Genomic DNA, 20910 nt, shown 5'->3' on the forward strand with positions numbered 1-20910 from the left:
TTTAGTATTATTTTTATACTAACACTTTACCGATAATCCGTACACTCTCTTTTTCGATTTTTCTATCTTTATACTTATCGTTTAACGATCTAAGGATAACAGAGCCATTCTCTTTAATAACCTTCTTACATGTAACGCCAGTACCATCAATTTCCACGATAGCAATTTCGCCGTTCTCAACATCTGGTTGTCTATGGAAAAAGCAAATATCTCCATTTTTAAATAAATCTTCCATTGAATCTCCTTGAATTGTCAAAGCACCATCTGCACCGCTAGGAACATTGCTAGTGACTTCCTCATCATATACTGGGTCGCCATAAGTCAATTCTGTTGGATTAGCTGCAACGTCTCCTAATAGAGGTGCTTTTCTATTTGGTAACTCAACAACTTTATTTTGTTCTTCCAATTGAGCTTCTGCATAGTTGTATACTTTTTTCTGTCTTGGAACTTCTAATTGATTGTATAAATCTATAATATTATCTTTTTTTCTCATAGGAACATCAAGTCCCATCAACCAAGCTTCATCTACATTAAGAGCCTCAGCTAATATGAATACTTTATCTTGTTTAGCTTCATATCTTCCAGACAACCAATCACTAATAGAAGACTTTCCAATCCCTGTTTTCTTAGATAAATCAATTGGTTTAATATTATTTTCATTTAATGCTATTTTTAATCTATTTGAAAAACTGTTCATAAAACCGAACTCCTTTCTAAATTAAATATACATTATTCTATATAAAAAAACAAGGAATAAAAACAAGATATTTAAATTAATTATAAGTATATTTTAAAAAAAGTTCAGAAAACCGAAATAATCGCTTGACTTGCTAATTTGCTAGTGATAAGATGATTTTGTAATCAAGTTCGGTTATCCGAATTAAGAAAGGAGGATGTTTTATGAAAGATAATATAACTTTTGATTATTCTAAGTTAGAAGGCAGAATTAAAGAAAAGTTCGATTCTCAACAAAACGTTTCCGACCAATTGAGTTTTAGCAAAACTTCATTAAGCATGAAATTGAATAACAGAGTATCTTTTGGTCAGAAAGATATTTTAGAATTAGCTAAAGTATTAGAAATTCCAGATAACGAGATAGCAAAATATTTTTTTGAAGTAAAAGTTCGGAAAACCGTACAGAAAGAAAAAGTATAAGGAGGGAGATGAATGAACGAACTGTCTTTATCAAGTGATTTAAAACAGATCGAACTTGAAATTAATCATCATAAACAAATCGCTGGGCAATCTATATGGGAAATCGGAAGGCGGCTGAATCATGTTAAAGAAAATGATTTGGTCCATGGAGAATTTATGAAATGGATTGAATCGATCGGTATTGAACATACTTTCGCTAAAAGGTCTATGAGAGTGGCGGCTGAGTTTTCAAATAGTGCAGCGTTGCCCAATTTAGGCAATACAGCATTATACCTTATATCCACTATTCCAGAAGAAGAAAGAGAAAAAGAACACATCACTTCTAAAGGAGAAAGTAAAGCACCTGATGAAATGACTGTAAGAGAATTACAAGAACTGAAAAAAGAATTAAAGCAAAAAGAAACGCAGATTTCACTTAAAGAAAAAAGAATCCAAACGCTTAAACAACAAAATGAGGACTTAGAATTTAAAGCTAGTCAGCCTCCGAAAGTAATTGAAAAAGAAGTGGTCAAAGAAGTTAAACCACATGATTATGACGGGTTGAAATCTGACAACGAACAATTAAGTCAAGCGTTAAAAGAAGCTCAATCAGATAATCAAAAGATTAAAGAACAACTAGATCAATGGATAAAAGAACGAAAAGAAGTAGACGAGAAATCTAACAAATATGACGAACTATCAAAAGCTATAACAAATGCTGAAAACAAATTGAATGGAAAACAGAAGCTAATCAGTAATTACCACAATTTAAATGAGTTATTAAGAAATTCAAACGAGTTTCTAAGTAAAGCTAGTTCGATTCTTTATCAAGATATTTCAGAAGTAACAAAACAAGATGGATTGGCAAAAAGAGAATTAGGATTTCTGATTGAACGAACAGAACGGTTTTTAAATGATTTAAAAAGACAAATAGAAGATCAAACGATTATAGAAGGAGAGATTATTAATGAATAAGACAAAACTGCCTCGAAAAAACAATGAACTAGAAGCGTTGAAATTTACTTTGCAAAGACAAGACGATCAAAGTAAAGCATTGCAAAAAGTTATTGAAGTTATCTCAGAAACTAAGAACGAGATCGTAGATATCAAAAGCGAAATAAAACAAGATGTTCAAGAAATTAGAGATAGTATAACGGTTAATTATGAAGAACAACAAACCATTAAATCAATCATTGGTGTTAAAGCAAAAAAGATGACTCTTGAATATTTTGATAAAGAGAATCTTGATAAACAAAATCACGACTTATTCGCTAAAAAATACGGGCAAATTATTCAAGTAATTTATCGTTATTTAAAAAATAGATTCGAAGTTCCACGTTACACCTCGATTAAAAGAATCGAATTTCAAACCGCTATTAACTATTTAGATTCAATTACACTCAGTCAATTTAAACCTAGAGAGATTCGTATGACAGCAGTTCAAAAAGAATTATTGGAGGCATAAAATTTGGGTCCAAAAATAGTCAACATAAAAGACAGATTTAAAAATAAAGATCCGAATAAATCACGTGAAGATGTAATGGAAGAAACAATTAATGAATTGGCTGGTCTAAGCAACGAGTTAGCTAAACAAGTATATGATCTGACGATTTCACAGCAAAGACTAGCTAAGATAATCGGGAATCAAAATAAAGAGATAGAAAAACTAAAGAAAGGACGGTAATCATGCAACTCATACAAGCAGTAACGAAAACGCAGCAGTATGCCACACGCAAAGATATTGCACGGATATTCGGATATAAAGATCCGACTAGATTTTTAAAAAGCTTTAGAGAGTATGCAGGTAAACATCCTAAAGCATTCTATCCGCACAAACCTTTTATTGACAATGAAGGTATGTACACACTCTACGACATTATGGCGTTTGCATTTTACTTTGAAAATAAAGACTTACTCGAAGCGGGCACACGCAGTATCAGTTTCAAAGAGGAATTACCACGATTGAGACAAGTTTACCAATCACAAGAAGGAGCGGAATGATGGATCAAAATATAATCAACGAAATGGAACAGGAATATCTTAAATATAAGCACGGCGGACTGTTACCAGCGATTAAATTAAGCGTAGATATCCTAGACAAATACGACTTATCCGTAAATGAAAAAGAATCCTATACAGCAGCGTTAATCAGATTTACCGTTGAAAAGTTCGAGCGAGAAAGACAGCTGATTGTGGATGCTGACGAAAACGAAATGTGGTGATGACATGAAAAAAATAGAGAAATGGGCAACAGATCATATCTGGTTTTTGATCATATTGCTTGTGTGTTTGCTTGTAAGTATTTGGATATACCAATATCGAATTGAGCGGAACGCTATGTTAGGCATTGACCGTGTCAGTCTAGGCGCAGAGTTACCAATTATGTCGTTACCGTTTATCTATCTAACAATGACTTGGAAGGAGTGGGCAGATTGAGCGAAGGAAATAGAAAAGTCTTAATGGAATGTGCTAAATCTGAATGGCACCGAATGATTTATAACGGCATGACTTGGAAAGCAGCGAGAGAAGAAATCGAAAAGGATTATGAGTTTACGGATGAAGAGAAGATCAAGTTTAGATGGTGGTTGGTGGGAGTAATGGAAAGTTATCAGGAAGCGGGTGCTATGTAATGGAAAAAGTAAACAGACAAGACTCAATGCATAAAGACATAACGTTACAACGTGCAAAATTAGCTGGAGAAATAACAGCTATCGCTGCATTAATTACAAATAGTTGTGACACAGATGTGTTTGCTGGTTATTCCGGTCATGTTGATACATTTCGAGTGAAAATATATCCGGAAGGTTGGAGTAGCAGATGCAAAGGTAATGGAGAAATAACTATGGAGTGTTGGATCGGAGGAGAATGCGATTCATTTTCGCTTATAGATTTGTACAAGATTAAAAGACAATTGGTTCAGATTTTGAAAGATAAAAATATTAATTATGACCGATTGGACTACACCACGGAAACGGTAACTTATAAAAAATACTATTTGGGATAGGAGTAATATCAATGAAAGATAACAGAATCATAGACAACTCAATGCCACATCCAGACCAAGAAGAACCTGTTGAATATGACTATACCATTTGTGCATGGGTGCCAATGCAGGTACAAGCCACGATTACAGCTACAGATACAGATGATGCAATAGAAAACGCAAAGTACCAAATAAAAAATGGAGAGGTTCCTTATAGAATAGTCGAGAAAGATTTTTCGGAAATGGATGTCACTTTTGTCGAGAAGGCATAAAAAAAGACGCCTTGGAAGAGACGTCAAAGATAAATGGATAACTGAATTATATAACGAAAAGGGGAAATGTGCAAATGTCTACATTATATGAATTAACAGACCGCTACAGAAATATATTGGAAGTAGCTGAAATGCTAGATGCTGAACAATTAGAAGAAGCACTTGCAGGAATAGATGATGATATCGAAGTGAAAGCAGACGGTTATGCAAAAGTCATCAAAGAACTAGACAACACTTCAGACGGTTTAGACAAAGAAATCAAGCGACTGACAGAACGCAAGAAAGCAATCACGAACAACGCTAAACGCATGAAAGAATCTCTCCAAGACAGCATGCTGCTGACCGATAAGAAGAAATTTAAAACAGACCTATTCAGCTTTAATATTCAAAAGAATGCGCCTAGTTTATCGGTTCTCAAAGAAGATAACATTCCTAGCAGATTCTACGAAGAGCAAGCGCCTAAGTTGGATAAAAAAGCATTACTCAAGCATTTGAAAGAGACGGAAGAAGAGCTTGAAGGTGTAGAAATTAAGCAGACTGAATCATTAAGAATCAGATAAGGAGTGAAAGGCAATGACTTATTTTGAAGAACTGTACCAATTGGACGTTAACGGAAGAACAGAAAAGAAGAATGGCTTAACTTATCTTTCTTGGGCATACGCATGGGCGGAAATCAAAAAGAGATATCCAAACGCAAGCTACACGATTAAGAAGTTTGATAATGATAAGCCATACGTTTATGACGAACTCACAGGCTACATGGTGTTTACTACTGTCACGATTGAAGATAGCACGCATGAGATGTGGCTACCTGTTATGGACGGCGCTAATAAAGCCATGAAGCATGAGCCCTACACTTACAAAGTGAAAGATTATAAAGATAGAAAATGGACTGGGGACTATATAGATAAAAGAGTTGAAGCAGCGACTATGTTTGATATCAATAAAACGATCATGCGTTGTCTAGTCAAAAACTTAGCTATGCACGGCTTGGGTTTATACATCTATGCAGGCGAAGATATACCAGAAAATGAAGAAGGAAACTTTGTAAAACCGCCATTGACTAAAGAAACAGCTGCAAAAATTGTTTTAGGATTCGGCAAAAATAAAGGCATGAGCCTTGGAGAGTTATTTGAAAATGATATGAGTTATATCAATTGGCTTGATAAAAATGAGAAAACAGACAAAGAGATTAAAGAAGCCATTAAACTTTTAAAAACAAAAGATGATACCAAAAAAACAAAACCTGTTGTAAAAGCCACAGAAGATGAAATAGAAGAGTATAAAAACAAACTCATTGAATACGCAACGATTACAGGAAATGCAGATAACAAAGGAATTGAAAAGGTTCAAAACTGGGGATTAGGTCAAGCTAAAGCTGAGAAATTCGAAGATATTACTAAAGAGAATTTGATTCATGCGACTAAAGTTGTTCAAGCAGCTATGTCTAAAGTGCAAGCTAAAAACAAAGAATCTCTATTCGATGACAAATAAAAAGAAGTGAGTATATGAGAGGCGAAATAATCGGGCAAAAAGGCGACGTGCTGACCGTTAAACTCTTTGATGAATTAGATATCAAAGAAGTAAAGAAACAAGCTGTAGACGGCAGATATTACGTTTATGTGGATGTGTTCGAGAAAGACAGTATTACAGACTTGCAGAGGAAGCACTTTTACGCTCTGTGTGGAGATATAGAAGATAAAACGGGATACCCGCAAGAAGTGGTTGTCAGTTGGATAAAATTTTTATTTATGAAACAAGAAGGATTGCCTGAATATCCTTCGCTAGCCACCAATCAAATGAAAAAGACAACAGCTAGCCACTTGATTGAATTTACGATTCTATTTTGCATAAAAGAAGATATCCCCTTTAGGAAACAACAATTTTATTTAACGACTGATACCAGCAAAATGCTGTATGCACTGACAATGAAAAAAATATGTTGGGTAACAGGAAAACCAGGAGCGGACTTACACCACGCAGTCAATTTGGTTTCTATGGGAAATAACCGTAATAAGTTTGATCATTTGAAATCTAAGTATATGCGGCTATCAAGAGAAGCGCATCAAGAAGCGCACACAATGGGGTTAGAAGAGTTTTGCGAGAAATATCATGTCAAACCTATCAAGCTATCAAAATCAGACCTAATTGAATTAGGAGTCATAAGCAAAAAGGAGAATGAAAATGATTAACAACGTCGTATTAACAGGTCGCTTAACAGCTGAACCAGAATTGAAGTATACAGGATCAGGAACAGCGGTAATTTCTTTCAATCTAGCTGTAGACAGAACATTTAAAAACGCACAAGGAGAGCGAGAAACAGACTTTGTAAACTGTGTAGCATGGAGAAAAACAGCTGAGCTTATCGCTAACAACTTGAGAAAAGGTTCATTATTTGGAGTGGTTGGACGTATTCAAACACGTAACTATACAAACAATGACGGTAAAAAGGTTTATGTAACAGAAGTTGTTTGCGAAAGTGTTCAATTTCTTGAAAGTAAGAACAGCAATCAGCATTCAGAGAACAACCAGAACAACAAAAAGTCACCTGATTTTGATCATGATCCGTTCGAGAAGAATGATGATCCGATTACGATTGATGATGATGACCTCCCTTTTGATTAGACCCTAGTGAGATACCTAGGGGGAAAGGAAAAATATGAATATAACAGAAATTTGGAAAGATATTCCGGGATATGAAAATTTGTATCAAGCAAGTTCTTTAGGAAGGATAAGAACGAAAGAAGACAAAATAACTTATAGAATCATAAGCGGAAAACCACAAAAGAGAATTTGGAAATCAAGAATATTAAAAGAAAAAAATCCTAAAGGTCCTGTAGGGAGAGGAGATAAAAGATATGATCTATGGAAAAACGGGAAACCAAAAACGTTTCTAGGACACAGATTAATAGCTTTAACATTTCTTTCTAACCCTGAAAATAAACCTTGTGTAAATCATAAAAATGGAAATTTCCGAGACAACAGACTTGAAAATTTAGAATGGGTAACTTATTCAGAAAATCAAAATCACGCTTTTGAAAACAGGTTAATAAAAACTGCAAACCCTATAATTCTATACAATTTTAAAGAAAAGAATATGCATTATTTTAGGAGTAAAGCAGAAGCTAGTAAATTCCTGAATAAAAGTCACGGTTACATTAGTAATTTGTTAAAAAAAGGAACTGCCGTAACTGAAGATTATATGATTTTTACACACAAGGAGTTTTAACTTATGGCAAATAGAAGAATGTTCAGTAAAAACATAACAGAAACAGATATTTTCCTTGATATGCCAATGTCTACTCAATGTTTATATTTTCATTTGAATATGAGCGCTGATGATGATGGATTTATTGGGAACGCCAAGACGATTAAAAGAATGGTAGGCGCTAGTGATGATGATTTTAAATTGCTAATGGCTAAAGAATTTATCATACCTTTTGAAAGTGGCGTAGTAGTCATAAAAGACTGGAAAATACACAATTATATAAGGTCTGACCGATATAACAGTACAGTTTACACAAAAGAAAAGAAACAATTAAAGCAGAATGAAAACGGACAATATGAACTTGGTATGACATCTGGTATACCAACGGTTGACACAGGTAAGGATAGGTTAGGTAAGGATAGGTTAGGTAAGGATAGGAAAGATACTATGTCCGGCAAGCCAGACGGTGTGTCTATCCCTTATCAAGAAATCATTTCTTATCTAAACCAGAAAGCAGACCGGAAGTATAAACACACTACGCCTAAAACGAAACAGTTGATTAAAGCTAGATGGAATGAAGGATTCAAGCTAGAAGACTTTAAAGCAGCTATAAACAATCAAGTAAGAGATTGGCTGAATGACAGCAAGATGGATAAGTATCTGAGACCAGAGACCTTATTCGGTACTAAGTTTGAGAGTTATTTGAACAACGGTCCTAACAACGGAGGTGGCAGCGGTGGATCAGAATATGACAACCTTTTCTAGTATCGGAAACACACTTCCGGAAATCACGTTTGAAGAAACAGACGAAACATGCGAGAAACATAAAGTTAAACTCATCAACTTTGCTGACAGGGCGATTTGTCCTGTCTGTGCAAAGGAGTTAACGCAGCAGAGAGAGCGTGAGTTAGCAGATGAGTTAACCAAGCAACACTATTCAACTTTAGAAAAGCGCAAAGAAGCGGATAGACCAGAAAATTATATTAAGAAAAGCTTGCTGAATGATCGGAAAATTCTAACTGCTTCTTTTGATAATTATGAAACGACAGACGAAGAAACGAAAAAGAATAAAGAAATGGCAAGAGTCATTGCTAAACGTTATATAGATGGAGAAGTATTTAATACAATTTTGTCTGGGAAAGTTGGAACAGGTAAGAGTCATTTAGCAAATAGCATTTTATCGGCTGTAAATGAGCATATAAGCCCGAAACAAAAGTGTCTCTATGTATCTGCTTATAAACTGTTAAACGAGCTTAGAGCGAGTTATAGAAGCGGAGCAGAGTCAGAAGATGTTAAAGGTAATCTGGTCAATTTATGCAATGAAGCTTACTTGTTAGTGATTGATGATTTAGGTGCGGAAGTTGGATCTAAAAATAATCAGAAAGTAGCAGCAAGCGATAATTTCGACTTGCTCAATAACATTTTAGAGAATCGGATCAATCAAAAACCAACAATCATCACGACTAATTTAACAGCGGATCAAATTGAAAGTATCTATGATGACCGAACACGTTCGAGAGTGCTTGCTGGAGCGGATATGAGTACATTGATCAAATTTGAGAAGACGAAAGACAAACGGAATCGGATTGAATTTTAGGAGGAGAAAGAATGAATCAACCATACAAATCAAAAGAAGTTAAAAAAGAACGTATGAAATGTATAGAAAGTTTTGAGTCGGAGAAACGTTTTTGTATAGAAGGAAACACTTATATTGCTGAGCATTCAGAAAGTAATGTTGCTTTTATATTTGAGAATGGTGCTATGAATTTCACTCCAGAATTATGGGAAAAAGTGAAAGTTGCTTGGAAAAGTGTTTTGAAGGAGGAATGAAGATGGAAAAACTACTAGAAATTAAAGAATTAATACTAAATACCATTGAACATCCGATAAGCGAGGATGAGAAAGAAGAGAATTTAACTAGCGCTTTGGGGATATTGGATCAGTTGATTGAATCCGAAGGAACGCTGGATGATTACAAACAAGAAACTTCCGAAATGCTAATTGATTATTTGTTAAAAAAGGAGAGTGCGGAATGAATAAAGAAAACGGAATAAAAAGATTGAATAGACTAAGCGCTCAGGCAAAAGAATACAGAGATGAAAATACTCGAGTTGTGAAGCTGTCTCAAGCAATTGAAGTGGTGGAGTTGATGGACGAACCAGAAAAATTGTCACAAGAATGGATAAGGAATCACGCTAAATCAGTGAGCTATGACGGGATACCAGATGAAACAGAAATTGTCTATGTAGATGATTTAGAAAAACTATTAAAGGAGAGTGCGGAATGAATAAAGAAGAATTAAAACAGAAAATAATCAGTGATTCAGATAAAGCCGAAGCGTATATTTCAGACTGGGAGGTCGTAGGAATAGATGATGTGTGTGATCTAATCGACCAATTAGACGAACATGTAGAGGAGTTGTCACAGGAATGGATAGACGAGCATTTGTGTCATGAAGATGAGTATGATTTTGATTATATTGATCCAGATGATTTAAAACAGTTATTTTTGTTAAAGCCAGAAAAACCATTCGTTCCTCAGTTTGTGGCGGATTATATAACTGACAATAAAGAAGCGGGATATACTTTACAGCAAGTGTTTTATTATATTCACACCGATTACAAACAAGGGGAAATTAATGAATATGTAGAATGGGTTTCGACTAATGAAGAATCGTTCGCTCGTGCATGGTTAAACGGCTTTTTGATTGAAGATGATATCGAAGTATGGCAACCTATAACGGGTTTTTACAACGAAGTTTCTAATTTAGGTAGAGTCAGAAGCGTTAAACATAAAGCCGGCAATGGAAAAATTTATAAAAGCAAAATATTGAAACCTGTAGTAACTAATAGTGGTTATGTTAATGTCGCAATAATAAACAAAAGTGAAGGAAATATAACTAAAAGGCTTCACAGAGTGGTTGCTGAAGCTTTTATACCAAACCCAGAAAACAAACCAGAAATTAATCATATAGACGGAAATAAAGAAAATAACGAAGTAAGCAATTTGGAGTGGGTGACAAGTAAAGAAAACAAACGTCATGCGTGGGAAAATGACTTGCAAGTATCAGTAAAGGGAAGTGAAAAACCTTTAGCGAAGTTGAAAGAAGAGGATATAGCGAGTATCAGAAAAGAATACAGGGAAGGGTGTATTCAAATGGAGTTGGCGGAAAAATATGGAGTTGCTAGGCAAACTATTTCTTCAATCGTAAACATGAAAGCTTGGAAGCATGTCGCGGAAGAGGTGTCAGAATGAGCGCACAAGAAGCGATTGAGAAAGAACCAAAGTGGGTAGTTAAATTAGGTAATAGTTATCTATATGAACCAATGGCGGATGTCGGTTCTAACGGATTGATTCGATTAACGAGAAATAAAGTAGAGGCTTATCCTTTCGAATCTAAAGAAATGGCAGATATTCACATTGATAAGTTCGGCGGAGAAGCGGAAGAGGTGTCAAAATGAGCAAACCAATAGCAGTTGTAAATGATAACACAGGAAAACTGGTCTATATTTTAGAAGGCTACGAAACAAATTTTCCAGTCGTTGCTGAAATGACAAAAGAGATAAAATTTCAGCTTCAATTAGGAGACTTCGGCGAAAAACAAATATATACCGTTGAGGTCAATGGCTTTAGTCACACAATCGATACGGACGCATATTCCGTTATTTATGAGGTGACAGACGAATGACAGTAACGATCATAGGACCGACACCGACAACAGAGCATATCAGAGAATTGCAAGCAAATGGAAAATGGCGATTATTTAACGGAATTTGCTATGTTGGAGATTACGACACGAAAGCAGAAGCGAAGAAGTACGGGCGTATGTTCGGGTCGGATAGAATAGCGAAGGCATATTTTAACGGACTATATATAGAATACAAAAGCGAGGAGTATTTGGACTATGAAGCTTAAGTATCACTACTACAGATCAACAATCAGACCGGATTTGCCCGGCATAGTCGTATATTACAACTATACCACTGGATTGCTAGCGCTGAAAGAAAAACACGACGTCGGGCAGTATTTAGGCTATATGACAGAGGAAGAAGCGGATAGTTTACTGGAGCGAAGCAAGCATGGCAGAAGAAAGATGAGTAGTGTAAATCAGCTTAGAGGGAGTAGATAAGGATGAAAGAATCGGCAATCTACTATCTCCTGAAAAATTACTATATGGACGACGAAGAGCGAAATATATTTAATCAGCTGGTCAAATTGAAACCGAATGAAATAGCTACTGTTAAGAATACGCCGTGGATAAATAAAATGTCAGTTTATTACAAAGGTAGAAGTATTAAAGCATTTGTGTTAGTTGATAAGAACCTTTATGAAAGTACATTTATGATCAATAGAGAATTGGTTGAGGAAGGAGCAGGCGAATGAGTAGTCAAGACAAACTGTTCTATGACGCACAAAATAAAGCAATCACGAAAATTGAAGAAGCTATCGAACATCACAAGTTAGAGGTAATCAGTTCAGAATTAGCAATGGTAAAAACGACAGGCGCTATTTATAGGATGAATAAAGAAGTGGAGCAGATTTTGAGAGGAGTAGGCGAATGAAAGTTGAATACGCAGTCTACAAGAAAGAAGACCTGCTCTGCATAGGCACGATCGAAGAATGCGCAAAACAACTAGGCGTTAAAGCGAAGACGATATTTTTTTACGGCACACCGACTTATCAGAATAGAGTGAAGAATGGTCGGGTGTTGGTTAAGTTGGAGGGATGAACATTGATAAATGAAGGTTTGCTTGGCATATGGACTCTTAACAGATTGGGTTTCCAAGCAGATATAAAAATTGGAGAAATGGTTGAACATGAAAATGAAAAGTATATCATCATTCATCTTTTTGACATAAAGCTGTATACAGATTATAGATCGGGTGCGCCTTATGTAAAAGTAAGAGCCATTTTACAAAATGTTAACGTTAAACCACAAACATCTGAATATGAAATTAATGAAACGATAAAAATTAAATACAACGTAGAAAAAGTTAACAAAAGAGAAGAAGAGGTATTAGGCGTAGGCGATTATTACGTAACGCATTTAGATAACATAGAGCAGTTTTGCTACAAAATATCAGGTGTTAAAAGTTTCGGTTATGAATCGACAGATTTAGTCGTACATTACTACGTTGAAGAAATACATCCTTGGCAATGGCATGAAGTTCAGAAGGTAGTCAAACAAGATAGATTAAGCAAGTTCAAAGTTGTTAGTTAAGTTGGAGGGGGAAGCGAAATGAGCAAGTTTGAAGTGGGAGATAAATTAAAAAAACATCAGGACGACAGCATCGTCACTGTAAAAAGAGTTAAAGATGATTATATAGTTTTAGACGGAGATTTCGAACCAAATCATGTAGTTATGAAAGGAAAAGTTCATAGATATTACAGTCGTATCATACCTACGAACGACGAAAGGAGCACCAAATGCAGAAAACTAATAATTACGGCGGACTCAAAGCAAAACGCAACGGAGAACAATTCGAAATGCTGATTGAACGCACCTGCGCTTATTACTCGAAAATGGGTAAAGCGCATATACAAAAGACTCCAGAACCTATGAAAGTGTTGACTAACTTGGGTAGAGGGCAGTTTAAGTCAGTATTTACAAAGAAAGCACAGCCAGATTTCACAGGCACTCTTAAAAGCGGTAAATCAATCGTATTTGAAGCAAAACATACAGAAGGCACAAGAATATCATTTGATAGGATAAACGAAGTACAAGCTCATGATTTGGAAGTTCACATGCAACTGGGCGCAAAAGTGTTTGTGCTGATTAGTTTTAAATCAAAATGGTTTTATGCTGTGCCTTGGGATAAATGGATAGACATGAAGAATAACATTGGCAAGAAGTCAGTTAATCAAGAGGATTTAGATGAGTATCATGTATCTACCGAAAAAGGATATTTGGAATTTATTTAGAAGAAGCGAAAGCAGTTGTGAGAATCAAACAAATATAGTTGATTGATGGAAATCAACCAGAAAAGGATAGGTGTAATCATGAAAGAGAAGTATGTGCTACATGACCCACTAGAACCGGGATTCTATCTTTGTGGATATGATTATCATTACGAACATGCAGATAAAGTAAAGATTATAACTACAGCGGCGGATAAATTCATTATTAAATTTGAGAACAAAGAAGAAGCTGAAATGTTAGCTAAATTTACGGATATGGAAGTAAAGGAGATAATTGAATGAACGCACAAGAAGCGATTGATTTGATGGAACGTGAATTAGAAAACTATAAAGCAATGTACATGAAACATAAGAAAGAAAAAACGACACTCGAACAATTCTACAAAAATAAAGTTGAAGCTTTATCTATCGTTTTAGAATCAGCAAAAGTGTTTCATGAGGCATTTGAAAATGGAAATATAAGTAGTTTGTCATCAGGTGGAAACGTGTTAGTGATTGGTGCAACTATGGACGTTGATCTAACGAAAGCAGAAGCTGAAAAAATAGGATTAGAGGTGGAAGAATGACATGGTACTAAGCAGAGAATTTTATGATTATGAAATGTCACTCGTACAAGTCAATCCGAATACAGGCAAGTTAGATTTAAATCATATTGATAAGAATGATCCGAGGATTAAGAAGCTAAGAAAACTTGCTATTATGAAAGAACCGAATGAAAATAAATCAAAAAAACTGCCTAAAGTTGTGAAAATCATCAATAGAAAACAGCAATTCTACGATTATGAAGATGTGGATTGGGATGTTATTAAAAGTAATCGTGCAGCGAAGAATTTAACGCAGCATGAAGTCGCTACGATAGCAGGAATGGCAAGGACAGTTTATCAGCAGTATGAAACAGGCAGATTAAGAGCGAGTAAGAATAAAATTATCGCTATCTGTGACGCTTTAGAATTAGAAATTATAGAAATAAAAAGAGAAACAAAGAGGGTAAAACAAGTAAATTGCGAGTTTTTGAAAAAGAAAAGAATAGAGTTCGGATATAAACAAGGAGAGTTTGCAAGAATAATAGGCGCATCCCAAAGTAGGTATTCGGATTATGAAAATGGGAAAGCAGTTTGGAATGAAAAGGTATTGAAGAAGACTTGCGAGCTATTAGAAATTGATTACAAGGATGTGACTATGAATGCACGATAGCCAATTGTACGTAGCAGACGAATCTACGAGCGAAGATATAATAGGTATAAAAGACGCCATAAAACCTAGACACTACAACAAAGGAGAAATCGACTTATACGAAAGTTGGTATCTAACTAGACCGTTTAATGAGTTTAGAGCGGCTATGGAGTCTATAGCAGAAAGATACATGAAACGAGATAAGATTGACCGTATCGAGGATTTAGATAAGTGTATAGAGACGTTAACGAGATTGAGAGAGTATGAGGTAAGGCGTAAGGAGGAAGAATAGTTGCCTAAAACTAACGAAACAGAGAGAGTGGAGAAAGCTTTATTTAAGCACACTTCTGTAATGGGAGTTTTTGGGTGCATGGAGGTGACTATAGGCATAAATGTATTCCCATATGAACGTGTAGATTATATGACGTTTGATACTAAAAATGAATTCAGATGCTACGAGGTTAAAGTTAGTAAATCAGATTTCATGAGCAAATCGAAATTAACTTTTATTGGAGATTTCAACTATTTGGTAATGCCTCATGAATTGCTAAAACAGATTGAAGATACCGAAAAGTATAGAAAATTATGCATGCAAGGTGTAGGAACATTCTTAGTTAGTGATTACAGTGGATTAATTTGTGAACGTAAAGCGAAAAGAAAAAAAGTTTCTATGGGAGATAAAGTTATGCTGATGGAAAGTATGATACGCTCTTTGTCGAGAGACGCTAAAAAATGGTATGAAAAAAAATAAATAACGCATAGAGTTGCGTGAGTATGAGTTAAGGCATAAAGAGGAGTGACCGAATGAAAGGTATATACGACAAGTTAGAGCAGAAACTACGAGACCATGCGCTACTTAAGAAAGAGATAACCAATCGCAAGCTAGAGTTAGAGTTTGCGCAAGTTCCGGACGGGAATACAACAGCAGTGCAGACATCAAACGGGAATAGCGATCCAGTTGGTAGACTTGTAGAAAAGTGGGAAATGGACGGGGATTTAATTACCATGAAACGCCGATATGCGACCATAGAGAAGTTTTTGAAAGAGATAGATGAATCACAAAGAATCATATTGCAAATGCGGTATATGAGCAAGAAGCCGCAATCGTGGGATGTTATAGCGTTGAGAGTTGGATATACAGAGAATCATTGTATAAGAGTAAGGAAACAGTTGTTAGATCAGTTGGCAGATAGATTAGGATGGGAAATTGCATGAAATGCATGTTTTGCACGTGGTATACTATTAATGTGCAGTACTTGTACAAGCGCATGCACCTCCTTAGAAAGTAGCAAACCAGACATAGCGACCGTTGGCGATTGCTGGCGGTCGAATTACAAAGGAGAATGAATGATGGATGAAAGAAATAAAGAGTTGCTAAAAGGAACTGTAAAAGGCTTAACTGAACTGTGCGAAAGCGAAAAAGGTATAGAAAGAATTAGAGTTGAAGAGGGATATGATACCGATTACGATTATAGAACAATCCAAATTGCAATCGAGTATACTGATTAATTTGTAAATAAATGCGAGAAATTACGAGGATATATTCTAAATTAAGTTAATATATTGAAAACAGTCTGCAGGCGACCTTCCACGTTTGTAGGCTGTTTTGAGTATATATAGAAAGAAGGTGAGATCATGGCAAAGTACACTGAATGGCTAACAGAAGAAGGATTGTTAAAAATAGAAGGGTGGGCTCGCGATGGTCTCACTGATGAACAAATAGCTCATAACATAGGAATTCAACGTCCTACTTTGTATGATTGGAAAAAGAAACATTCTGACATATCTGACGCCTTAAAAAGAGGAAAAGAAGTTGTTGACCGGCAAGTCGAGAACGCTTTGTTCAAAAGCGCTACTGGATACGAATACGAGGAAGTGACCAAGGAGCTTACTGATGTAGGAATGAGAGTTACCAAGATAGTGACTAAGCAAGTATCTCCAAATCCAACTTCAGCAATCTTCTGGTTGAAGAATAGAAAGCCTGCTGAATGGCGAGACAAAACAGAAGTTGACGCCACTGTTAAACACGACAAACTTGGCTCAATACTTGAACAATTGAGTGAGCCGGATGACTGAATTAGTTCTATCACCTAAGTATAAGAAATTCCTGAAGTATTATGCTGATGTAGAATTTCTAGAAGGAACGACTTTCGCTGGGAAAACTACATTAGGAGTCATTAAATTTTTGTTCCGCGTTGCTGAATCAAACAGAAAGTTGCATATCATTAGCGGATTGGATTTAGGGACAATAGAAAAAAATATCATACAATCAGAATTAGGAATCGTTGATGTTTTTGGAGAATTGATAACTTACTATTCAAACGGCGGCAAGGATCATGCATTACCTCATATCAAATACCAAACGAACAACGGTGAAAAGATTATATATATTCTAGGATATGACAATAAAGCACGTTGGAAAAAGGCGTTAGGTGGTCAATATGGCGGCTTATATATAGATGAAATAAACATAGCTGATATGGAATACGTAAGAGAAGTATTTATGCGTGCTGATTTTGTTATGGCTACATTAAACCCTGATGACCCTGAATTACCGATTTATCATGAATATATTAATCACAGCAGACCGCTTCCAGAATTTGAAAAGGATGCACCTGCTGAAATAAATGAATATCTAAAAGAAGAACCAAAGCCTAATTGGGTGCATTGGTTCTTTTCTTTTGCGCATAATGCTGGTTTGACGGAACAAAAGAAACAGAAAATCATAGGTTCTGTGCCAAAAGGAACGAAACTGTATAAGAATAAGATTCAAGGATTGAGAGGGCGCTCAGAAGGTTTGATCTTCAGTAACTTTGAGTATGCAAGCAATGTCATTACTGTTCAAATGGCTAAGAAAAAGAAATATGTAGCATTTAGTTGTGGAGTGGATACATCCTATTCTTCAAACTCATATGATACGATTGCGTTCATCTTTCAAGGGTTGACGGATAAAGGGGAGTTGATCGTACTTGAGGAACAAGTAAATAATAATAAAGATCAAAAAGAACCTTTCGCCCCCAGTGATATCGCTTTGAGGTTGTTAACGTTTCTTGAGTCTTGCAGAAGCAAATGGGGATTTTCTAGAACGGTCTATATTGATAATGCTGACCAAGCAACTATTACGGAATTAAAAAAAATGAAACGCAGAAAGAGTCTTTCTTATAACTTTGCAAATTCTGATAAATCAGTAGAGATTATAGATCGGATCAACTTAACGCTAGGTTGGATGAGTTCGGATGGGAAATTGCCTAATTATCTAGTTGTTGATCATTGCAATAATCATATACACGAGATTACAACATGGTCATGGAGCAAAGATAAGCCAGAAGATAAAAATGACCATACAATTAATGCAAGTCAATATGGATGGATACCGATTCGTTTCAAAATAGGGGAGCAAAACAAACAGAAACAAAATAATTACGATGTCCTACGAAAAGGATTCGGCTATTAAGGAGTTGAGACAATGCCAGTTGAAAATTTTAAGAATTCACAAGGTCTAGTAAACAAATTGCTCAGACGTTTTCACAGTGAATCAAGAATGATTTATAGAGCGCCTGGCTTAGATAGTTTATTTAAAAAGAATTATGAGTTGTTAGAGAAATTTATTCAACACCATCAAGAAAAACAAGCACCAAGAATACAAGAGTTAATTGATTATGCAGAAGGTGCGAACCATACTATTTTGGAAGGCGAACAAAGACGTAAAGAAGAAGATATGTCTGATGTGAGAGCTGTTCATAATTTTGGAAAGGTCATTTCTAATTTCAAGCGAGGCTATCTTGTTGGGATCCCTATTCAGGTGGAATACATGGACGAAGAGGAAGACAGCGAAGTCGATCAAGTATTAGATAAAATCGCAAAAGAAAATGATTTTTACAATTTGAATCGATCACTTGTGTTAGATATGTCCAGAACTGGACGAGCTTTTGAGATTCAATACTTTAACAAAAATGAGAAATTAGTAGTTAAACGGTTAGATCCCACATGTACTTTCGCGATTTATGAAAACAATCTAGATAGTGAACAAATTTGTGGTATTTATTACTATAGCCCGGACCCTTTTAATCAAGATGACCTATACATTGATGTTTATGCAGCTAATAAGGTATATCACCTTGTTAGAGATAAAGAAGGTATACACAAATTAGAAGATGATCCAGACAACGATTTCAAAGCTGAACAGATTCATGGATTTGAGTTTCCTCAAATTACAGAACATAAGAATAACGATGCGGGTATGGGAGATTATGAATCAGAATTAAGTTTGTTTGATTTATATGATGCAGCTCAATCTGATACAGCGAACTATATGGCCGATTTAGCCGATGCTATCCTTGCTTTGTTTGGAGATATGACTTTCCCAGATGACGTTGATACAGCTGAAAAGCAAATTGAATACATGAAAACAATGCGTAAAGCACGTTTTATGCATTTGAGCCCACCTAAGAATGCTGAAGGCGAAGAAAGCGGGAACGTAGACGCTAAGTATCTATATAAACAATACGATGTAGCTGGAACCGAAGCGTATAAGAGCCGCCTTGAAAAGAATATTCATGAGTTTACTTCAACACCAGATATGAACGATGAAAAGTTTAGCGGGAATAATTCCGGAGAAGCAATGAAGTATAAATTAATCGGCTTGGATCAGGAACGAGTATCTACTCAAGCGTTGTTTGAAAAAGGATTACGGCAACGGTATAGATTAATTTCCAATATCTATCCTAAAATCGATACAGAAAACGGCGGAGTTTTTAGCGATTTCGATATTGCTAAATTAAAAATAACATTTACTCCTAACCTGCCAAAATCAGATAGCGAGATCGTTAAATTGATTAAGGAAATTTATCCAATGATTTCGGATGAAACAGCATTTAAGCTACTAGAAAAAGTGACTGGTGTTAAACCCTCAGAAGAAAAAAGAAGATTAGCTGATGAAGAACCCGATACATTCGAACCAAGGCTTCCAGTAAGAACGGAGGACAACAATGCCGAAGAAATTACCGAAACAGATGAAGCACGCGAAATACTGGAAGGACAGGAATGACGAGATCATTCGTTGGATTGATGAACAGGACTTAGATGTTTTTAAAGAATTACAAGATATTTATTCTGAAGCTTCAACCAACGTTCAGAAGAAACTATATGAGTTTTACGGGAAATATGCTACAGACAACAACATATCGTTTGAAGAAGCCCAAATTAGACTAAGACGCGAAGATTTGTCTGATTATCAAAAGAACGCTAAAAAATATTTTGAAGAAGTTGAAAACATGTCTGATGACGAAGCGCAAAGGCTGTTAGATCGACTGAATGAGCAATATCAAGCTAGCAAGGCAACTAGGTTAGATGCTTTGCGATTAGATATTATGGATGAGATAGGAAGAATGAACACGCTCGGCTTGCAAAGCATATTTTCTGACTATCTATCAATGGTAGCTGAATATGCTTATTTGCAATCTGTCGACCCGTCTTTCTCAACTTCTACTTTGAATCGTCCGGCCTTACAGGAGTTAATCAGTAGACCGTGGAACGGATATAATTATTCAGAAGATTTATGGGGAAACACGGATAATTTAGCAGATAAGCTATTCAATACGCTGAAAAAAGGGTTCGTGAGTGGATCCAGTGTGCAAGATATGGCGAGAGAGATACGAAAGGATTTCAATGTATCTCGTTCGAGTGCTGAAACACTAGTTAGAACTGATGGATCACATGTTGTAAATAATGCGACTTTAAAAAGATATCAAGATACATTCGGATTGAAGAGAATTAAAATTCATGTGCATGTAGATAGTAGGACAACTAAAATCTGTATGGGATATTACGAAGCAGATGAAAGTTATTTAATTGGAGAAGAACCGAAGTTACCGGCTCATTATAATTGCAGATCAACTTATGTTCCTGACGAATCAGAACTGACGGAAGAACACTGGTTATAGAATAGGAGTGGTCAAGTGGGAAATATTGTAGTAACTATTGAATTTACTAGATATGCAGAGCTGTTGATGTTTCTGATTGAACATTTACCGACTGGATTAGGTATTCATAATTGGTTTTTAAATGGAGTTGAAAAGAATCCACGTAGATATTTGAAAGCAACCTATGACCAACCACCAGATAAGAATTCCCCCAACCATTCGAAAGGTCGGACAGAAGCCCAGAAAGGATAGTGGTCCAATTATCTGCCAACTAGTGGCTGACTAGTCGGAGTACATTTG

The 20910-nt window shown here is 35.7% G+C and carries 42 protein-coding genes and 1 pseudogene; 42 read left to right on the forward strand and 1 reads right to left on the reverse strand.

Going from position 1 to position 20910, the window contains the following annotated elements:
- Positions 1–13 precede the first annotated feature (13 nt).
- Positions 14–697, reverse strand: a complete 684-nt coding sequence (locus BKP56_RS07015; protein WP_072694401.1) for a S24 family peptidase — start codon at positions 695–697, stop codon at positions 14–16.
- Positions 698–900: 203 nt separating this feature from the next.
- Between BKP56_RS07015 and BKP56_RS07020 the strand changes: the two genes are divergently transcribed.
- The 42 genes and pseudogenes from BKP56_RS07020 (at position 901) to BKP56_RS07215 (ending at position 20862) form a co-directional block, all read left to right on the forward strand.
- Positions 901–1155: a DUF739 family protein gene (locus BKP56_RS07020; RefSeq protein ID WP_072694402.1), complete on the forward strand. Its 255-nt coding sequence runs from the start codon at positions 901–903 to the stop codon at positions 1153–1155.
- Positions 1156–1167: 12 nt separating this feature from the next.
- A complete protein-coding gene (locus tag BKP56_RS07025; protein WP_072694403.1) occupies positions 1168–2109 on the forward strand; it encodes a DUF3102 domain-containing protein in 942 nt (313 codons plus the stop codon).
- On the forward strand, positions 2102–2599 hold the full coding sequence (locus BKP56_RS07030; RefSeq protein ID WP_072694404.1) for an ORF6C domain-containing protein: 498 nt from the start codon (positions 2102–2104) through the stop codon (positions 2597–2599). Before BKP56_RS07025 ends, BKP56_RS07030 begins: the two co-directional genes overlap by 8 nt.
- Before the next feature lie 3 nt (positions 2600–2602).
- Positions 2603–2818, forward strand: coding sequence for a hypothetical protein (locus tag BKP56_RS07035; RefSeq protein ID WP_072694405.1), 216 nt, complete (start codon positions 2603–2605; stop codon positions 2816–2818).
- A 2-nt stretch (positions 2819–2820) separates the two neighbouring features.
- On the forward strand, positions 2821–3135 hold the full coding sequence (locus BKP56_RS07040) for a hypothetical protein (protein ID WP_072694406.1): 315 nt from the start codon (positions 2821–2823) through the stop codon (positions 3133–3135).
- Positions 3135–3356, forward strand: a complete 222-nt coding sequence (locus BKP56_RS07045; RefSeq protein ID WP_072694407.1) for a hypothetical protein — start codon at positions 3135–3137, stop codon at positions 3354–3356. The genes BKP56_RS07040 and BKP56_RS07045 overlap by 1 nt, the downstream gene beginning before the upstream one ends.
- Entirely contained in the window at positions 3331–3570 is a 240-nt protein-coding gene (locus BKP56_RS07050) for a hypothetical protein (RefSeq protein WP_156849232.1), read from the forward strand. The genes BKP56_RS07045 and BKP56_RS07050 overlap by 26 nt, the downstream gene beginning before the upstream one ends.
- A complete protein-coding gene (locus tag BKP56_RS07055) occupies positions 3567–3764 on the forward strand; it encodes a hypothetical protein (RefSeq protein ID WP_072694409.1) in 198 nt (65 codons plus the stop codon). Before BKP56_RS07050 ends, BKP56_RS07055 begins: the two co-directional genes overlap by 4 nt.
- Positions 3764–4138, forward strand: a complete 375-nt coding sequence (locus BKP56_RS07060) for a hypothetical protein (RefSeq protein WP_072694410.1) — start codon at positions 3764–3766, stop codon at positions 4136–4138. Before BKP56_RS07055 ends, BKP56_RS07060 begins: the two co-directional genes overlap by 1 nt.
- A gap of 11 nt (positions 4139–4149) precedes the next feature.
- Positions 4150–4389 (forward strand): hypothetical protein, encoded by a 240-nt coding sequence (locus BKP56_RS07065; protein WP_072694411.1) that lies wholly within the window; start codon positions 4150–4152, stop codon positions 4387–4389.
- A gap of 74 nt (positions 4390–4463) precedes the next feature.
- Complete coding sequence (locus tag BKP56_RS07070; RefSeq protein ID WP_072694412.1) at positions 4464–4949, forward strand: siphovirus Gp157 family protein; 486 nt, start codon at positions 4464–4466, stop codon at positions 4947–4949.
- 13 nt (positions 4950–4962) lie between these two features.
- Positions 4963–5421, forward strand: a pseudogene (locus tag BKP56_RS14010) (Sak single strand annealing protein); the annotation flags it as partial.
- Between the two features lie 476 nt (positions 5422–5897).
- The gene (locus BKP56_RS07080) at positions 5898–6581 is read left to right on the forward strand and encodes a putative HNHc nuclease (RefSeq protein ID WP_072694413.1); all 684 of its coding nucleotides are present in this window, start codon (positions 5898–5900) and stop codon (positions 6579–6581) included.
- Positions 6574–7014, forward strand: a complete 441-nt coding sequence (locus BKP56_RS07085) for a single-stranded DNA-binding protein (RefSeq protein ID WP_072694414.1) — start codon at positions 6574–6576, stop codon at positions 7012–7014. Before BKP56_RS07080 ends, BKP56_RS07085 begins: the two co-directional genes overlap by 8 nt.
- Before the next feature lie 34 nt (positions 7015–7048).
- Entirely contained in the window at positions 7049–7618 is a 570-nt protein-coding gene (locus tag BKP56_RS07090) for an NUMOD4 domain-containing protein (RefSeq protein ID WP_072694415.1), read from the forward strand.
- A 3-nt stretch (positions 7619–7621) separates the two neighbouring features.
- A complete protein-coding gene (locus tag BKP56_RS07095; protein ID WP_072694416.1) occupies positions 7622–8362 on the forward strand; it encodes a conserved phage C-terminal domain-containing protein in 741 nt (246 codons plus the stop codon).
- Positions 8334–9194 carry an ATP-binding protein gene (locus tag BKP56_RS07100; protein WP_072694417.1) on the forward strand — a complete coding sequence of 287 codons (861 nt, stop codon included), beginning with the start codon at positions 8334–8336 and terminating at the stop codon, positions 9192–9194. Before BKP56_RS07095 ends, BKP56_RS07100 begins: the two co-directional genes overlap by 29 nt.
- An 11-nt stretch (positions 9195–9205) precedes the next feature.
- Complete coding sequence (locus BKP56_RS07105; protein ID WP_072694418.1) at positions 9206–9427, forward strand: hypothetical protein; 222 nt, start codon at positions 9206–9208, stop codon at positions 9425–9427.
- Between the two features lie 2 nt (positions 9428–9429).
- Entirely contained in the window at positions 9430–9633 is a 204-nt protein-coding gene (locus BKP56_RS07110; RefSeq protein ID WP_072694419.1) for a hypothetical protein, read from the forward strand.
- A complete protein-coding gene (locus BKP56_RS07115; protein ID WP_072694420.1) occupies positions 9630–9884 on the forward strand; it encodes a hypothetical protein in 255 nt (84 codons plus the stop codon). Before BKP56_RS07110 ends, BKP56_RS07115 begins: the two co-directional genes overlap by 4 nt.
- Positions 9881–10852 carry an HNH endonuclease gene (locus tag BKP56_RS07120; protein ID WP_083540506.1) on the forward strand — a complete coding sequence of 324 codons (972 nt, stop codon included), beginning with the start codon at positions 9881–9883 and terminating at the stop codon, positions 10850–10852. The genes BKP56_RS07115 and BKP56_RS07120 overlap by 4 nt, the downstream gene beginning before the upstream one ends.
- Complete coding sequence (locus tag BKP56_RS07125; protein WP_072694421.1) at positions 10849–11058, forward strand: hypothetical protein; 210 nt, start codon at positions 10849–10851, stop codon at positions 11056–11058. Before BKP56_RS07120 ends, BKP56_RS07125 begins: the two co-directional genes overlap by 4 nt.
- The gene (locus BKP56_RS07130; protein ID WP_072694422.1) at positions 11055–11285 is read left to right on the forward strand and encodes a hypothetical protein; all 231 of its coding nucleotides are present in this window, start codon (positions 11055–11057) and stop codon (positions 11283–11285) included. The genes BKP56_RS07125 and BKP56_RS07130 overlap by 4 nt, the downstream gene beginning before the upstream one ends.
- Positions 11282–11512, forward strand: coding sequence for a hypothetical protein (locus tag BKP56_RS07135; RefSeq protein WP_072694423.1), 231 nt, complete (start codon positions 11282–11284; stop codon positions 11510–11512). The genes BKP56_RS07130 and BKP56_RS07135 overlap by 4 nt, the downstream gene beginning before the upstream one ends.
- On the forward strand, positions 11502–11726 hold the full coding sequence (locus BKP56_RS07140; RefSeq protein WP_072694424.1) for a hypothetical protein: 225 nt from the start codon (positions 11502–11504) through the stop codon (positions 11724–11726). Before BKP56_RS07135 ends, BKP56_RS07140 begins: the two co-directional genes overlap by 11 nt.
- Positions 11727–11728: 2 nt before the next feature.
- Positions 11729–11980 (forward strand): hypothetical protein, encoded by a 252-nt coding sequence (locus tag BKP56_RS07145; protein ID WP_072694425.1) that lies wholly within the window; start codon positions 11729–11731, stop codon positions 11978–11980.
- The gene (locus BKP56_RS07150; protein WP_072694426.1) at positions 11977–12159 is read left to right on the forward strand and encodes a hypothetical protein; all 183 of its coding nucleotides are present in this window, start codon (positions 11977–11979) and stop codon (positions 12157–12159) included. The genes BKP56_RS07145 and BKP56_RS07150 overlap by 4 nt, the downstream gene beginning before the upstream one ends.
- Positions 12156–12326, forward strand: a complete 171-nt coding sequence (locus BKP56_RS13900) for a hypothetical protein (protein ID WP_198033932.1) — start codon at positions 12156–12158, stop codon at positions 12324–12326. Before BKP56_RS07150 ends, BKP56_RS13900 begins: the two co-directional genes overlap by 4 nt.
- 3 nt (positions 12327–12329) lie before the next feature.
- On the forward strand, positions 12330–12818 hold the full coding sequence (locus BKP56_RS07155) for a hypothetical protein (RefSeq protein WP_072694427.1): 489 nt from the start codon (positions 12330–12332) through the stop codon (positions 12816–12818).
- Between the two features lie 206 nt (positions 12819–13024).
- A complete protein-coding gene (locus tag BKP56_RS07160; RefSeq protein ID WP_072694428.1) occupies positions 13025–13519 on the forward strand; it encodes a Holliday junction resolvase RecU in 495 nt (164 codons plus the stop codon).
- Between the two features lie 45 nt (positions 13520–13564).
- On the forward strand, positions 13565–13798 hold the full coding sequence (locus tag BKP56_RS07165; RefSeq protein WP_156849233.1) for a hypothetical protein: 234 nt from the start codon (positions 13565–13567) through the stop codon (positions 13796–13798).
- On the forward strand, positions 13795–14082 hold the full coding sequence (locus BKP56_RS07170) for a hypothetical protein (RefSeq protein ID WP_072694430.1): 288 nt from the start codon (positions 13795–13797) through the stop codon (positions 14080–14082). Before BKP56_RS07165 ends, BKP56_RS07170 begins: the two co-directional genes overlap by 4 nt.
- A gap of 1 nt (position 14083) precedes the next feature.
- Complete coding sequence (locus BKP56_RS07175; RefSeq protein WP_072694431.1) at positions 14084–14710, forward strand: helix-turn-helix domain-containing protein; 627 nt, start codon at positions 14084–14086, stop codon at positions 14708–14710.
- Positions 14700–14981 (forward strand): hypothetical protein, encoded by a 282-nt coding sequence (locus tag BKP56_RS07180; protein ID WP_232226856.1) that lies wholly within the window; start codon positions 14700–14702, stop codon positions 14979–14981. The genes BKP56_RS07175 and BKP56_RS07180 overlap by 11 nt, the downstream gene beginning before the upstream one ends.
- Positions 14982–15440 (forward strand): hypothetical protein, encoded by a 459-nt coding sequence (locus tag BKP56_RS07185; protein WP_083540507.1) that lies wholly within the window; start codon positions 14982–14984, stop codon positions 15438–15440.
- A gap of 53 nt (positions 15441–15493) precedes the next feature.
- A complete protein-coding gene (locus BKP56_RS07190) occupies positions 15494–15904 on the forward strand; it encodes a DUF722 domain-containing protein (protein ID WP_072694432.1) in 411 nt (136 codons plus the stop codon).
- 135 nt (positions 15905–16039) lie between these two features.
- Positions 16040–16198: a hypothetical protein gene (locus BKP56_RS13795; RefSeq protein WP_156849234.1), complete on the forward strand. Its 159-nt coding sequence runs from the start codon at positions 16040–16042 to the stop codon at positions 16196–16198.
- A 126-nt stretch (positions 16199–16324) separates the two neighbouring features.
- Positions 16325–16765, forward strand: coding sequence for a transposase (locus BKP56_RS07195; protein ID WP_072694433.1), 441 nt, complete (start codon positions 16325–16327; stop codon positions 16763–16765).
- The gene (locus BKP56_RS07200) at positions 16758–18143 is read left to right on the forward strand and encodes a terminase (protein ID WP_072694434.1); all 1386 of its coding nucleotides are present in this window, start codon (positions 16758–16760) and stop codon (positions 18141–18143) included. The genes BKP56_RS07195 and BKP56_RS07200 overlap by 8 nt, the downstream gene beginning before the upstream one ends.
- Before the next feature lie 12 nt (positions 18144–18155).
- Entirely contained in the window at positions 18156–19736 is a 1581-nt protein-coding gene (locus BKP56_RS07205; RefSeq protein ID WP_072694435.1) for a phage portal protein, read from the forward strand.
- Positions 19678–20631, forward strand: coding sequence for a minor capsid protein (locus tag BKP56_RS07210; protein WP_072694436.1), 954 nt, complete (start codon positions 19678–19680; stop codon positions 20629–20631). The genes BKP56_RS07205 and BKP56_RS07210 overlap by 59 nt, the downstream gene beginning before the upstream one ends.
- A gap of 15 nt (positions 20632–20646) precedes the next feature.
- Complete coding sequence (locus BKP56_RS07215) at positions 20647–20862, forward strand: hypothetical protein (protein ID WP_072694437.1); 216 nt, start codon at positions 20647–20649, stop codon at positions 20860–20862.
- Positions 20863–20910 lie beyond the last annotated feature (48 nt).

Source organism: Marinilactibacillus sp. 15R (assembly GCF_001895285.1).
GTDB classification, from domain to species: Bacteria; Bacillota; Bacilli; order Lactobacillales; family Carnobacteriaceae_A; genus Marinilactibacillus; species Marinilactibacillus piezotolerans.